The 12,704-nt window shown below is 62.4% G+C and carries 13 protein-coding genes; 7 read left to right on the forward strand and 6 right to left on the reverse strand.

What is annotated here, in order from left to right:
• Positions 1-62: 62 nt before the first annotated feature.
• Positions 63-1,142 carry a 3-deoxy-7-phosphoheptulonate synthase gene (locus DHB74_RS06900; RefSeq protein ID WP_499161092.1) on the forward strand — a complete coding sequence of 360 codons (1,080 nt, stop codon included), beginning with the start codon at positions 63-65 and terminating at the stop codon, positions 1,140-1,142.
• A gap of 47 nt (positions 1,143-1,189) precedes the next feature.
• On the opposite strand, the gene DHB74_RS06905 is transcribed toward DHB74_RS06900, so the two are convergent.
• Positions 1,190-1,456: a GNAT family N-acetyltransferase gene (locus DHB74_RS06905; protein ID WP_036992372.1), complete on the reverse strand. Its 267-nt coding sequence runs from the start codon at positions 1,454-1,456 to the stop codon at positions 1,190-1,192.
• Positions 1,457-1,540: 84 nt separating this feature from the next.
• Positions 1,541-2,941, reverse strand: coding sequence for a GntP family permease (locus tag DHB74_RS06910; RefSeq protein ID WP_074779899.1), 1,401 nt, complete (start codon positions 2,939-2,941; stop codon positions 1,541-1,543).
• Positions 2,942-3,149: 208 nt separating this feature from the next.
• On the opposite strand from DHB74_RS06910, the gene DHB74_RS06915 reads away from it, so the two are divergent.
• Positions 3,150-3,407, forward strand: coding sequence for an Lpp/OprI family alanine-zipper lipoprotein (locus DHB74_RS06915; protein ID WP_036992373.1), 258 nt, complete (start codon positions 3,150-3,152; stop codon positions 3,405-3,407).
• A gap of 51 nt (positions 3,408-3,458) precedes the next feature.
• Here the strand turns inward: DHB74_RS06915 and DHB74_RS06920 are convergent, their stop codons facing one another.
• The 3 genes from DHB74_RS06920 to DHB74_RS06930 are packed head-to-tail and all read right to left on the reverse strand — an operon-like array spanning position 3,459 to position 5,367.
• Positions 3,459-4,391 carry a L,D-transpeptidase family protein gene (locus tag DHB74_RS06920; protein WP_136869856.1) on the reverse strand — a complete coding sequence of 311 codons (933 nt, stop codon included), beginning with the start codon at positions 4,389-4,391 and terminating at the stop codon, positions 3,459-3,461.
• A 4-nt stretch (positions 4,392-4,395) separates the two neighbouring features.
• Positions 4,396-4,728 carry a hypothetical protein gene (locus DHB74_RS06925; protein WP_499161093.1) on the reverse strand — a complete coding sequence of 111 codons (333 nt, stop codon included), beginning with the start codon at positions 4,726-4,728 and terminating at the stop codon, positions 4,396-4,398.
• Between the two features lie 21 nt (positions 4,729-4,749).
• Entirely contained in the window at positions 4,750-5,367 is a 618-nt protein-coding gene (locus DHB74_RS06930; protein ID WP_036992376.1) for an arylesterase, read from the reverse strand.
• A 14-nt stretch (positions 5,368-5,381) separates the two neighbouring features.
• On the opposite strand from DHB74_RS06930, the gene DHB74_RS06935 reads away from it, so the two are divergent.
• The 3 genes from DHB74_RS06935 to greB are packed head-to-tail and all read left to right on the forward strand — an operon-like array spanning position 5,382 to position 9,057.
• On the forward strand, positions 5,382-6,062 hold the full coding sequence (locus DHB74_RS06935) for an ABC transporter ATP-binding protein (RefSeq protein ID WP_074779906.1): 681 nt from the start codon (positions 5,382-5,384) through the stop codon (positions 6,060-6,062).
• Positions 6,059-8,560 carry an ABC transporter permease gene (locus DHB74_RS06940; protein ID WP_499161094.1) on the forward strand — a complete coding sequence of 834 codons (2,502 nt, stop codon included), beginning with the start codon at positions 6,059-6,061 and terminating at the stop codon, positions 8,558-8,560. The genes DHB74_RS06935 and DHB74_RS06940 overlap by 4 nt, the downstream gene beginning before the upstream one ends.
• Before the next feature lie 2 nt (positions 8,561-8,562).
• Positions 8,563-9,057 carry a transcription elongation factor GreB gene (gene greB, locus DHB74_RS06945; RefSeq protein ID WP_280165564.1) on the forward strand — a complete coding sequence of 165 codons (495 nt, stop codon included), beginning with the start codon at positions 8,563-8,565 and terminating at the stop codon, positions 9,055-9,057.
• Between the two features lie 14 nt (positions 9,058-9,071).
• Here greB and DHB74_RS06950 read toward each other — a convergent pair whose 3' ends face one another.
• Positions 9,072-10,031, reverse strand: coding sequence for a glutathione S-transferase family protein (locus DHB74_RS06950; RefSeq protein ID WP_499161095.1), 960 nt, complete (start codon positions 10,029-10,031; stop codon positions 9,072-9,074).
• Positions 10,032-10,151: 120 nt separating this feature from the next.
• Between DHB74_RS06950 and DHB74_RS06955 the strand changes: the two genes are divergently transcribed.
• Positions 10,152-11,858, forward strand: a complete 1,707-nt coding sequence (locus DHB74_RS06955; RefSeq protein WP_074779917.1) for a DEAD/DEAH box helicase — start codon at positions 10,152-10,154, stop codon at positions 11,856-11,858.
• A gap of 14 nt (positions 11,859-11,872) precedes the next feature.
• Positions 11,873-12,661, forward strand: coding sequence for a TatD family hydrolase (locus DHB74_RS06960; protein WP_074779919.1), 789 nt, complete (start codon positions 11,873-11,875; stop codon positions 12,659-12,661).
• Positions 12,662-12,704: the final 43 nt, after the last annotated feature.

The following is a 12,704-nucleotide window of genomic DNA, read 5'->3' on the forward strand; positions in this document are numbered from 1 at the left end:
GCTGTCGGCCACTATTAAGAAGGCCGACCGGTTGGTGGCCGAAAGACACGCTGGGAAGAAAGATGGCCGATTTACCTATTAATGATCTGAACGTTGCTTCCAACGAAGTGATGATTACCCCTGCCCAACTCAAGGCCAGGATCCCCATGAGCGATGCCGCACACGCCACCATCGTGGAAAGCCGGCAGGTCATTCGTGACATTCTGGATGGCAAGGATCACCGCATCTTCATCGTCATCGGGCCCTGCTCCATCCACGACGTGGAAGCCGCCAAGGATTATGCCCGGCGCCTGAAGGCCCTTGCTGAAGAAGTCAGCGACAGCCTGTATCTGGTCATGCGGGTGTACTTCGAGAAGCCGCGCACCACCGTCGGCTGGAAGGGTTTGATCAACGATCCCTACCTGGATGACTCGTTCAAGATCGAGGATGGCCTGCATATCGGTCGTCAGTTGCTGTGCGATCTGACCGACATGGGCCTGCCCACCGCCACCGAGGCGCTGGACCCGATCTCCCCGCAGTATCTGCAGGACCTGATCTCCTGGTCGGCCATCGGCGCGCGCACCACCGAATCCCAAACCCATCGCGAACTGGCCTCCGGCCTGTCCTCGGCGGTCGGTTTCAAGAACGGTACCGATGGCAATCTGGGCGTGGCGATCAACGCTCTGCAGTCCACCGCCAGCCCGCACCGCTTCATGGGCATCAACCATGAAGGCCAGGTATCCATCGTCACCACTCGCGGCAACCGCTACGGCCACGTGGTATTGCGCGGCGGCAACGGCAAGCCCAATTACGACTCGGTCAGCGTCGCGCTCTGCGAGAAGGAACTGGAAAAGGCCGCCATCCAGCCGAACATCATGATCGACTGCAGCCATGCCAACTCCAACAAGGATCCGGCCCTGCAGCCACTGGTCATGGATAACGTCGCCAACCAGATCGTCGAGGGCAACCAGTCAATCGTCGGCCTGATGGTCGAAAGCCACATCGGCTGGGGCAGTCAGTCGATCAACAAGGATCTGTCCCAGCTGGAATATGGTGTTTCCATCACCGACGCCTGCATCGACTGGGATACCACGGTCCAGGCGGTGCGCAGCATGCACGCGAAGATAGGCGATGCCCTGCGGACCCGCAAGCGCGGCCACTGATACTGCAGACAAGCATGAAAAACCCCGCCGCGGCGGGGTTTTTCATGTCAGCTGGGATGTTCTTGCATGTAGCGCTCGACATAGGAACAGGACGGGATCACCGTGTAGCCCTGCTCTCCGGCATACTTCAGCGCCTCGGCAGCGAGCCTGGCGGCCAGCCCCTGGCCGCGCAGCGCATCTGGCACAAAGGTTCGATAGATATCCATGGTCTGCTTGCCCAGGTCCATATAGGCAAGATAGGCTCGTCCACCCTCGGCGTCGATATAGAACTGCTTGCCTTCGGCGTCATGCTGGACCGGAGCAGCGGAGGTCATGGCAGTCTCCCTGATAATGCAACGTGAATGCTGAACACAGTTGACCTGCGGCAGCAGCAAAAGATTCCGCCGCTGCCGCACGCCTCAGGCTGGCGGCGTAACGCCAACCCCCAAGGCCATCAACAGTGCAATGGACAGCAGACAGGCTATCACCGGCACCGCCACGGTAACAACGAACATGTCCTTGTAGGCTTCCCGGTGCGACAACCCCATGATCATGAAGGTGGCAATGACCGCACCACAATGGGGGAGCGAATCCAGACCGCCTGCGGCAATCGCCGCGATACGATGAAGAATCTCCGGCTGGATACCCATTTCCAGATAGCTGGGCGCCAGTGTCTGCATGAAGATCTGCAGGCCGCCGGAAGAGGAGCCGACAATTGCCGACAACGTACTGACCGAGGTGAATACCGATAACAGCGGCGGCATGTCGACACCCAGAATCCACTGGGCGAACTCACCAAAGCCGGCCGTCTGGGTCACTACGCCACCGAAGCCGATCACTGCGGCGGTGTTGAGCAGTGGCATGATCGAGTCTTCCGCACCCTGGCCAAATACCTGACCAAGCTTGCGCCGGGCACTGACAAACAGGACCCCGCAGGACAGCGCGCCGATCACCAGTGCAATACTCGGCCAGATGATCGGCTGCGCCGCGCTGAAGCGCAGAATGCTCGCGAACATGCCTTCGGTCTGCGACCAGTCCGCCATGCCCAGGATCAGTCGCGGCAGCATGATCACACCCAGTACCAGCACCAGCGGAACCAGTGCCAGCCCCCATGGCGGCGCATCATTCGGATCACCGATCAACTGCTCCATCCGCACATCCTGGGCGTTTTCGACGAAGCCTTCACCCTTGGCACGAGCCAGACGCCATTCGCGCTCGACATACCACATACCCAGACCGCCCATCACCACTGCAGCGAATATACCGATCCAGCCACCGGCGAACAGATCCGTACCCAGCGCGCTGGCGGATATCACGTTGTGAATCGAGGGCGTACCGGGCAGCGCGGTCATGGTGAAGGTGCCAGCACCGACGGAGGTGGCCGCACACCAGATCCGCTTCGGCAGGTTGGCCTCGCGCATCAGGGTAATACCCAGCGGGTACATGGTGAACACCACCACGAAGACCACCACCCCGCCATAGGTCAGCAAAGCGCAGACGACCATCCCCACCAGCAACGTGTGCTTGACGCCCAAGCCGCGGGTAATGGCAACGGCGATACTCTTGGCCGCCTGGCTGGTGGCCATGGCCTTGCCGAAAATTGCACCACAGAGAAACAGCAGAAAGAACTTGCCGGCGAAAGTAAAAGCGCCCAGTGCACCGAAGGGGTAGTGCTCCAGCAGCGCCGCGGGCACCAGGATGCCATTGGGGATGGCCACCACCAGGGCGCAGATCACCGACGCCAGAAAAATATTCACACCCCTGAGCGCGAACCCGATAAGCAGTGCGAGCCCGGCAAACAACCCCAGATAACCCAGCATGAAGCGCATCCTTGTTTGTATTTTTTTTGCGTGGAATTACCTTAACCCAGACGGCCTTGGGAACAAACTGCGCGGCCACTCAGTCAATGAGCTGAATATCATCAAACCGCCACCGTTTATGACGCTCGTCAATCTCCACTCGTCGGGATAACTGCTAATATGAATCGGTCGGCAAAACGACACTATTGTCAACCAAAGGGGTATTACGATGAACATCGCATTGAAACTTTCGGCTTTGTCGCTGGCTGGCCTGCTTGCTGTCGGTTGCAGCAGTAACCAATATCAGGAAGAGACCGGCACTCGCCTGTCCGCCAATGAAAATGCCGCCGCCCGTGCACAATCCACCGCAGATGAAGCCAACCGCAAGGCGGATGAGGCGCTGGCTGCGGCCCAACGCGCCCAGCAAACCGCTGATGAAGCCAACGAGCGCGCCCTGCGCATGCTCGAGCGAGCGAGCCGCAAGTAAGCTTGTCAGGCGTCCAGCGCAAGCTGGGCGCCTTTGCTGCCCCGCCCCGCCTCAGATCGACCGGTAGGGTTCGCCGATCACCGCCGGCACTCCCTCTTCGGCAAAGACCATATCGCGGATCTTCTGCCAATCCAGCCGGTAGCCGCTGATCAGTTCACCCTGTGCCTGCAACAGCTCCTGGATCGCCGCCTGCTTGTCCAGCGCTGACGGAAGGCCCTGTTCATCCAGCGGCGTATGCACCTCCAGATACAACCTGCCATCCTGCACTCCCAGCTTGTATGGCTGGTTGACGATGGTCACCTCGGTACCGATAGGCACTTGCGGAAACAGCTCCGTCACATCCGCATTGTTCATCCGAAAGCAGCCATGGCTGACGCGCATACCGATGCCGAACGACTTGTTGGTGCCATGAATGACGTAGCCGCTCATGGCCAGGTTCATCTTGAACGGCCCCATGGGATTGTCCGGTCCCGGCGGCACCACTGCGGGCAGCGGGTCGCCAGCGGCGGCATGTTCCGCGCGGATCGACTGCGGCGGGTACCAGGATGGATTGGCCTCCTTGCGCGCAACGCGCGTCTGCCCTATGGGCGAGGACCAGCCTTCCCGGCCGATACCTACCGGCCAGGTACTGACCCTGCCGCCATCAGCCGGGTAATGGTAGAGACGGTATTCCGGCAGATTGATGACGATGCCGCTGCGCGGTGCATCCGGCAGGATGAACTGGCCAGGTAGCCGTATCGTCGTACCTTCGCCCGGCAACCAGGCATCAACACCCGGGTTGGCTGCCTGCATTTCGAGAAAGCCGAAGCCGTAGGTCTCGCCCAGATCAGCGAAGGTGTCCTCGTACACCGCCTCCACTGTCTGAACCGAGCCCACCAGCTGCTGCCCAGGCGCCAGAGGGAAGTCGGCGGCATGCGCGGCGCAGCCCAGACAGGCTGAGAGCAAACCGACACCAAACCATCTCTTGCCAGGCAGGTATTTCATTCGTTCAACTCCCCACGGGTGCATACAGATCAAATTGCTGACCAATGGACGACAACCCCGAGGCACGGCGGGCTGCTGCCGGCCGTCGCCCGGTATCCCGCAGGGTCTGCGCTGTATCTCGACAATGCGGGCATAGATTCTTCACCAACTGGCGGGTCAATTCCCGGTAGACCGGCCGGGAAGGCAGCAGATCACCGCACAGCGATCGCTCCAGCGGCGCGTCCAGCCGCAGATTGATATCGACCAGATGGAAATGCCAGGGATCTCCCACGAACAGGTCCTGTTGCTCATCCTGCTCCACCACACACCACCGTCTGGAAATCCAGGACATCGTCACGCAACCTGCTCCTCATACCGATTAATTGCCATCAAGCCACTGCTTGATGGCCGGCCAGGCATTATCCAGCAAAATCGGCTGGGCTGCAGCGGTTGGATGCACGCCGTCGCTCTGCATCATGCCTTCCACACCGCCCGCGCCTTCCAGTAGAAAGGGCACCAGAGGCACGTCATGTTCATCTGCCACCTCGACAAAAGCGTTTTCGAAGGCCTCGGAGTAACGGGGACCGTAGTTTGGCGGGATGCGCATACCCAGCAGAATGACATCCGCACCGGCCTCCCGGGCCAGGGAAACCATGGCCGAAAGATTCTGTTGCATATTGGCCACCGGCAGCGCCCGCAGCCCATCATTGCCGCCCAGCTCAATCACCACCAGTTCCGGTGAAGCCTGCTCCAACAGCGCCGGGAGCCGGGCCAGACCGCCTGCAGTGGTGTCGCCGCTGACCGAGGCATTAACCACCTCATAAGGTTCATTCTGCTCTGCCAGACGCTGTTCCAGCAGCCGGACCCAGCCCTGCTCGATTTCCAGACCGAAAGCGGCACTGATACTATCGCCGACCAGCAGAACGTTCTGCGCCGACACGGGCATCGCCAGCAGGCAGAACAGGACCGCAGCAGCGCATTTCTTCCAGACATTCATCAAGGCCGATCCCCATGTCAGACAGCGTCATCATTGCCCGCCACCTTAGCAAAGTCGTCGATGCCCCGGAAGCGAAGCTGACCATCCTCGACAACGTCAGCCTGGAGATCCAGCGCGGCGCCAGTGTGGCCATCGTTGGCGCTTCCGGCTCGGGCAAGTCTACCCTGCTGAGCCTGCTGGCCGGACTGGACCTGCCCAGTCACGGTGAGGTGATACTGGCCGGCGAATCCCTCGGCATGCTGGATGAGGACCAACGCGCCGCCCTGCGCGCCGAGCAGGTGGGCTTCGTATTCCAGTCCTTTCAATTGCTCGACAGTCTCAATGCCCTGGAAAACGTCATGCTGCCGCTGGAGCTGGAAGGCCGGCGGGACGCCGCTGCCCGCGCCCGGCAGCTGCTGGAGCGGGTGGGCCTGGAGCATCGCACCAGCCACTATCCCCGCCAGCTGTCCGGCGGCGAGCAACAGCGCGTCGCCATTGCCCGCGCCTTCGCCTGCGAACCCGCCATCCTGTTTGCCGATGAGCCCACCGGCAACCTGGATGCTGTCACCGGCGCCCATATCACCGACCTGCTGTTCGAGCTCAACCGCGAACAGGGCACCACTCTGGTGATGGTTACCCACGATGAGCGCCTGGCCCAGCGCTGTGAACATGCGTTGCACCTGGAAGCCGGGCGCCTCAAGGAAGAGCAGGTATGATGAGTCGCGACCTGCCACTGGCCTCGCGCCTGCTGCTGCGCGAATGGCGCGCCGGAGAATTGCGCATCATGCTGCTGGCATTGGTGATCGCCGTGCTCGTCAGCACCGCCATCAGTTTCTTTACCGATCGCCTGCAACGCGGCATGGCGACGCGTGCCGCGGAGTTTCTGGGCGCGGACATGCGCATCTCATCACGCGAGCCGCTGCCCGAGGAATATCTTCAGGAAGCGATTAACAATAATCTGCAACATACTGATATTGTTGATTTTTCAAGCGTAACTTCAAGTGCTTCCGAGATGCAGCTCAGCAGCATCAAGGCCGTCGGCCCCGGCTATCCGTTGCGCGGCGAGGTGCGTACCAGCCAACAGCAGTTCGGCGGCGAACAGGCCGCTGCCGGCATCCCCGAGGGCGGCACCTTGTGGATTGAACCGCGCCTGCTGAATGTGCTCGGACTGGCGATCGGCGACCAATTGGAGATCGGCTATGCCCAATTGCGGATCGCCGCCCTGCTGACTCATGAGCCGGATCGTGCCGGTGACTTCTACAGCCTCACGCCACGGGTGCTGATGAACCTCGACGACCTGCAAGCAACCCGGGTCGTACAGCCCGGCAGCCGGGTGCGCTATCGCCTGCTGCTCAGCGGTAACGAAGCCGACCTGCAAGCCTATCGCCAATGGCTGGAACCGCGTCTGGAAGACCATCAGCGGCTGACCTCGGTCGCCGACGACAATCGTCAGATTGGCAGCGCACTGGAGCGTTCCAACCAGTTTCTCGGGCTGGCCAGCATCGCGGCAGTGGTGCTGGCGGGAGTCGCCGTCGCACTGTCCGCCAGCCGCTTTGCCAGCCGACATTACGACACCAGCGCGCTGCTGCGTTGCCTGGGTGCCAGCCGCCGCCGGGCGCTGCGGCTGTTCCTGATCCAGCTGCTCGGACTGGGTATCGTCGCCACGCTGATCGGGCTGCTGCTGGGCTGGCTCATGCAGTGGGGGCTGGTGCATCTGCTCCGTGAGCTACTGCCGCCGGACCTGCCCCAGGCCGGGATCAAGCCGCTGCTGGTCGGCACCGCCACCGGCCTGGTCGGCCTGCTCGGCTTTGCCCTGCCGCCGCTGTTGCGGTTGGGCCGGGTATCCCCGCTGCGGGTATTGCGCCGCGAGCTGACACCGTTGCCCGGCAGTGCCTGGCTGATCTACGGACTGGCATTGGGCGGGCTCAGCCTGCTGATGTGGCAGTTCACCGGCAACCTGCCGATGACGCTAGCCGTGATTTTCGGCGGCGCGCTGGCCGCCCTGCTGCTCGGCAGCCTCGCCTGGGCGCTGTTACAGGCCAGCGGCAAGCGCCTGCGCAACGCCGGTCTGGCCTGGCGCCTGGGCAGCGGGCAGCTGCTGAAACAACCGAGCGCCGCCGCGGGCCAGATTCTTGCCTTCGGCCTGATCCTGATGTCCATGGTGGTGATCTTCATCCTGCGTACCGAGTTGCTGGACAGCTGGCAAGCCCAACTGCCGGAGGACGCACCCAACCATTTTGCACTGAATATCCTGCCCGCCGAAGAACCGGCATTCCGTCAGACGCTGGCCGATATCGGGGCGCGCAGCGCGCCGCTGTATCCGGTTGCGCCGGGGCGGCTGACCGCCATCAATGGCGAAGCCGTACGCGAGCATGTCACCAAGGACAGCCCCGGCGAACGCGCCATCAATCGCGACCTGAGCCTGACCTGGGCCGCCGACCTGGCGCCGGACAACCTGCTGCGTGACGGCCAGTGGTGGGATCAACTGCCAGCCAGCGATGGCCATCGCGTTTCCATCGAAGCGGAACTGGCGGACAGTCTTGGTGTGAGCCTGGGGGATCAACTGAGCTTCCTCATCAGCGGGGCCACGGTGGAGGCCGAGGTCAGCAGTGTGCGCGAGGTCAATTGGGACAACTTCACTCCCAACTTCTACATGGTGTTCTCACCCGGTGCGCTGGACGGCCTGCCCAGCACCCTGCTGACCAGCTTCCACCTGCCACCGGAGCAGCGCGAGGGATTGCGCGAACTGACCCGCACCTTCCCGGCGATGACGCTGCTGGAAGTCGAAGCCATCCTGCAGCAACTGCGCGAAATTCTCGATCAGGTCACCCTGGCGGTGGAATATGTGCTGGTGTTCGTACTGCTGGCCGGCTTCACCGTGCTGTTTGCTTCGCTGCAATCGACGCTGGATACCCGGCTATATGAAGGCGCCCTGCTGCGTACCCTGGGCGCCCGCCGGCAACTGCTGCGCCAGGCCAACCGACTGGAATTTGCCCTGCTCGGTGCCCTTGCCGGCCTGCTGGCCATCGTCGCCGCCGAGCTCATCACCTGGCTGCTGTACCGCTACGCCCTGGATCTGCAATGGCAGCCGCATTACCTGCTCTGGCTACTGGTCCCCCTCGGTGGCGCCTTGCTGATCGGCCTCGCTGGCGCCCTCGGTACCCGCGCAGTGGTCAACCAGAGCCCAATGAAACTGATCAACCGGGGAGCCTGAACATGAGCCGCTATCGCCCGCCGCGCTCTGCTGGCACGCCCTTGATCACCGCCGACGGCGCACAACGCCTGCGCGCTGAGCTGCACCAGTTGTGGAATGTGCAACGCCCGGAAGTCACCCGCGCGGTCAGCGAAGCTGCCGCCCAGGGCGACCGCTCGGAGAACGCCGAGTACACCTATGGCAAGAAGATGCTGCGCCAGATCGACAGTCGCGTGCGCTTTCTGCGCAAGCGGCTGGAGAACCTGAAAATCATCGACCAGCCGCCCAGCGACCCCGACAAGATCTTCTTCAGCGCCCGGGTCGAACTGGAGGACGAGGATGGCCAGCCACTGACAGTCCGCATCGTCGGCCCCGACGAGATCGATCCCAAGCAGCAGCACATCAGCATCGACAGCCCTCTGGCCCGCGCACTGCTGGGCAAGCGGGTGGATGACGAGGTGGTGGTACAGGCGCCGGCGGGTGAGCGGCTGTATTGGGTGATAGCTATCCAGTACTGAGCCAGCCTCCTCGCTTAAAGCCCGAGCCACTCCGCCGGCCGCACCCCGCGCCCATGGGGCAACGTCAGATCCTGCCCCTCGCCCAGCGGCACGATGCGCGTCGGGTTGATGGTGGCATGGCTGTAGTAGTAATGCTGCTTGATATGCTCGAAGCTGACCGTCTCGGCAACGCCCGGCCATTGATAGAGTTCGCGCAGATAACCGGAGAGGTGGGAATAATCCTCGATACGCCGGGTATTGCATTTGAAGTGACCGTGGTAGACCGGATCAAACCGCACCAGCGTGGTGAACAACCGCCAATCCGCCTCGGTAATGCGCTCCCCAGTCAGGTAGCGCCGCTCCGCGAGCAGGCCGTCGAGCCAGTCCAGCGCGGCGAACAACGTCCGGCACTCCTTCTCGTAGACGTTCTGAGCAGTGGCAAACCCGGTTTTGTAGACGCCATTGTTCACTTCGTTGTAGATACGCTCGTTCAACCGGTCGATTTCCCCGCGCAACGACTCGGGATAGTAATCCTCGGTGTTGCCGGTCAGGGTATCGAAGGCGCTGTTGAAGATGCGCACGATCTCCGCCGACTCGTTATTGACGATGGTTTGTTCCTGCTTGTCCCACAATACCGGCACCGTCACCCGACCGCTGTAGTCCGGCTTGGCCAGGGTGTATAGCTGATGATGGCAGGCGAAACCGTAGAGCGGCTCGACCGGATCATAGACCCAGCCCTGATCGAGCATGTGCGGATGCACCACGGTCACATCGATGTGCGGCTCCAGGCCCTTGAGCCTGCGCAATATCAGGGTGCGGTGCGCCCAGGGGCAGGCCAGAGAGACATACAGGTGATACCGCCCGCTCTGCGGAGCGAAGCGACCGCCCTCCTCGATCCCGTGGCGATACCCAGCGTCTTCACGCACGAAAGCGCCCCCGGTGGCGCTGGTGTCATACCATTGGTCATGCCATACACCCTTGATCAGGCGTCCCATTCTGCACCTCCGGCTTGTCTGTTCGACGTGTGACACTGCGCACTGCGAAATGTCTGCAGCAATTTATATTGGATAAGCGTATACTACGCGATCTTCAATCCCCCAAGGTTTACTTCCCGTATGTCCGATACCGCTCCGGCGGCACCGCAGTTTGCCGATCTTGGCTTGCCTGCACCGCTTCTTGAGGCTCTGAACAGCCTCGGCTATGAAACACCCTCTCCTATCCAGGCCGAGGCTATTCCGACTCTGTTGGCCGGCGAAGACCTGCTGGGCCTGGCACAGACCGGCACCGGCAAGACCGCGGCCTTTTCCCTGCCGGTACTGGCAGGTATCGACGTCAGCATCCGTGCCACCCAGGCGCTGGTTCTCACTCCGACCCGCGAACTGGCTCTGCAGGTCGCTGAGGCGCTGCAGCGCTACGCGCAGAATATGCGTGGCTTTTCCGTGCTGGCCCTCTACGGCGGCTCCCCCTTCGCTCCGCAGTTCAAGGCTCTGGAGCGAGGCGCCCATGTCGTCGTGGCCACCCCGGGTCGCCTGACCGACCACATGCGTCGCGGCAGCATCAAGTTCGACAACATGCGCTTCCTGGTGCTGGACGAAGCCGACGAGATGCTCAAGATGGGCTTCGCCGACGACCTCGAAGCCGTATTCGAGAAAGTGCCGGAGCAGACCCAGAAGGCACTATTCTCCGCCACCATGCCTGCCGGCGTGCGCACCGTGGCTCGCAAGCACATGCGCGAGCCGAAGGAAATCCGCCTGCACAGCGGCAAGAGCAGCAGCCTGGACACCATTACCCAGAAGGTCTGGGAAGTGGCCAACCACCACAAGCTGGACGCCATGACCCGCCTGCTCGAAGTCGAGCCGGTCGAAGCCATGATTGTCTTCGTGCGTACCAAGACTGCCAGCCTGGAACTGTCCGAGCGCCTGGAAGCCCGTGGCTTTGCCGCTGCGGCGCTGAACGGCGACCTGAGCCAGCAACTGCGTGAGCAGGTGGTTGACCGCCTCAAGCGCGGCCTGCTGGATATCGTGGTCGCTACCGACGTGGCTGCCCGTGGTCTGGACGTGGAGCGCATTTCCCACGTACTCAACTACGATCTGCCCCACGACAGCGAATCCTATGTGCACCGGATTGGCCGTACCGGCCGCGCCGGTCGCTCCGGCACCGCCATCCTGTTCGCCACCCCGCGTGAGCGTCGCCTGCTGCATGTACTGGAGAAGGCCACCGGACAGAAGATCGAGCCCCAGGCACTGCCGAGCGCCGATGCGGTGCGCAGCGGTCGCCTGACCAAGCTCGCCACTCGCCTGCAGAACGCTGCGGAAAATACCGGTGCGCTGCATCAGCAACTGGTGGAAGAGTTGCTGCAGCTGACCAATATGGAGCCGCTGGAACTGGCCGCCAGTCTGCTGGCAACCCTGCCCAGCGCCAAGACGCTGGTCGAGCCGGTAGCCGATCTGCCAGCCGCGCCGCCGCGTCGGGAAATGTCCGATGACCGCGACAGTGGTCTGGTGCGTTATAAAGTCCAGGGTGGTCGCTCCAACGGCCTGATGCCCAAGCCGTTGGTCGACGCACTGGTCAAACATGGCGGCCTGCGCCGTCAGCAGATCGGTCACATCAAGATGTTCACCGAGCACACTGGCGTTTTCCTGCCACAGCTGGATCAGTCCGTACTGGGCAAGCTGGCCGGCGTCGAAGTCAATGGTGTGGCTCTGCAGATCCGCGAATGGCCGCTGCCGCCGGGTGAAACCGAGCGTCCACGCAGCCCGCGTCCGCCGCGCAAGGACTTTGCCAGCAAACCCCGCGCAGCCAAGCCGCCTCGGCGCAGCTGAGCGGGTCCGCTTTCATGGAATGGGTCGATATCGGCGTCAACCTGCTTGACGCCGCCTTTGACAAGGACCGTGAAGCGGTACTCGAACGGGCCTGGGCGGCCGGTATCAGCCAGATGATACTGACCGCCACCTCGGTAGCAGATTGCGCTGCAATACAGGCGCAATGCGCCGAGGACCCGCTCCGGCTGTTCTGCACTGCCGGCGTTCATCCCCACGAAGCCCGTCACTGGAATACCACCCAGGCAGCTGACCTGCGTCTGCTGGCTGCGGCCGACTGCGTTCGCGCCATCGGTGAATGCGGATTGGACTTCAACCGCGATTTCTCGCCCCGCCCGCAACAGATCAAGGCTCTCGAAGAGCAGCTTGAGCTGGCCGTGGAGTTGGGTTATCCCGTCTTCCTGCATGAGCGCGACGCCAGCGACACGCTGGTGAGCATCCTGCGCGACTTCCGTGATCGACTGCCGGCGGCGGTGGTACATTGCTTTACCGCCGACAAGGCAGCGCTGTACGGCTATCTCGACCTGGACCTGCATATCGGTATTACCGGCTGGATCTGCGACGAACGGCGCGGCACCCATTTGCAGCCGCTGGTCAGCGAGATACCCACCGGCCGGCTAATGCTGGAAACCGATGCTCCCTGGCTGTTGCCAAGAACGCTTTCACCCAAACCGAAGAACCGGCGCAACGAGCCGGCATGGCTGCCCGAGGTAGCGACAATGGTGGCGCAGTGTCGTGAAGAAAGCCTGGAACAGCTGGCGGAACATACCACGGCGACGGCCCGGGCTTTTTTCCGGTTACCGTAATCCACGCGCCCTCAAAAAACACCCCAGCCGCTCACCCCACCGG

Origin of the sequence: Pseudomonas sp. G11-1 (genome assembly GCF_024031555.1) — a bacterium.
GTDB lineage: Bacteria > Pseudomonadota > Gammaproteobacteria > Pseudomonadales > Pseudomonadaceae > Halopseudomonas > Halopseudomonas bauzanensis.

Coding starts and splice junctions, on each gene's coding strand:
- DHB74_RS06900 (WP_499161092.1), top strand. CDS start 63: ATGGCCGATTTACCTATTAATGATCTGAACGTTGCTTCCAACGAAGTG.
- DHB74_RS06905 (WP_036992372.1), bottom strand. CDS start 1,456: ATGACCTCCGCTGCTCCGGTCCAGCATGACGCCGAAGGCAAGCAGTTC.
- DHB74_RS06910 (WP_074779899.1), bottom strand. CDS start 2,941: ATGCTGGGTTATCTGGGGTTGTTTGCCGGGCTCGCACTGCTTATCGGG.
- DHB74_RS06915 (WP_036992373.1), top strand. CDS start 3,150: ATGAACATCGCATTGAAACTTTCGGCTTTGTCGCTGGCTGGCCTGCTT.
- DHB74_RS06920 (WP_136869856.1), bottom strand. CDS start 4,391: ATGAAATACCTGCCTGGCAAGAGATGGTTTGGTGTCGGTTTGCTCTCA.
- DHB74_RS06930 (WP_036992376.1), bottom strand. CDS start 5,367: ATGAATGTCTGGAAGAAATGCGCTGCTGCGGTCCTGTTCTGCCTGCTG.
- DHB74_RS06935 (WP_074779906.1), top strand. CDS start 5,382: ATGTCAGACAGCGTCATCATTGCCCGCCACCTTAGCAAAGTCGTCGAT.
- DHB74_RS06940 (WP_499161094.1), top strand. CDS start 6,059: ATGATGAGTCGCGACCTGCCACTGGCCTCGCGCCTGCTGCTGCGCGAA.
- greB (WP_280165564.1), top strand. CDS start 8,563: ATGAGCCGCTATCGCCCGCCGCGCTCTGCTGGCACGCCCTTGATCACC.
- DHB74_RS06950 (WP_499161095.1), bottom strand. CDS start 10,031: ATGGGACGCCTGATCAAGGGTGTATGGCATGACCAATGGTATGACACC.
- DHB74_RS06955 (WP_074779917.1), top strand. CDS start 10,152: ATGTCCGATACCGCTCCGGCGGCACCGCAGTTTGCCGATCTTGGCTTG.
- DHB74_RS06960 (WP_074779919.1), top strand. CDS start 11,873: ATGGAATGGGTCGATATCGGCGTCAACCTGCTTGACGCCGCCTTTGAC.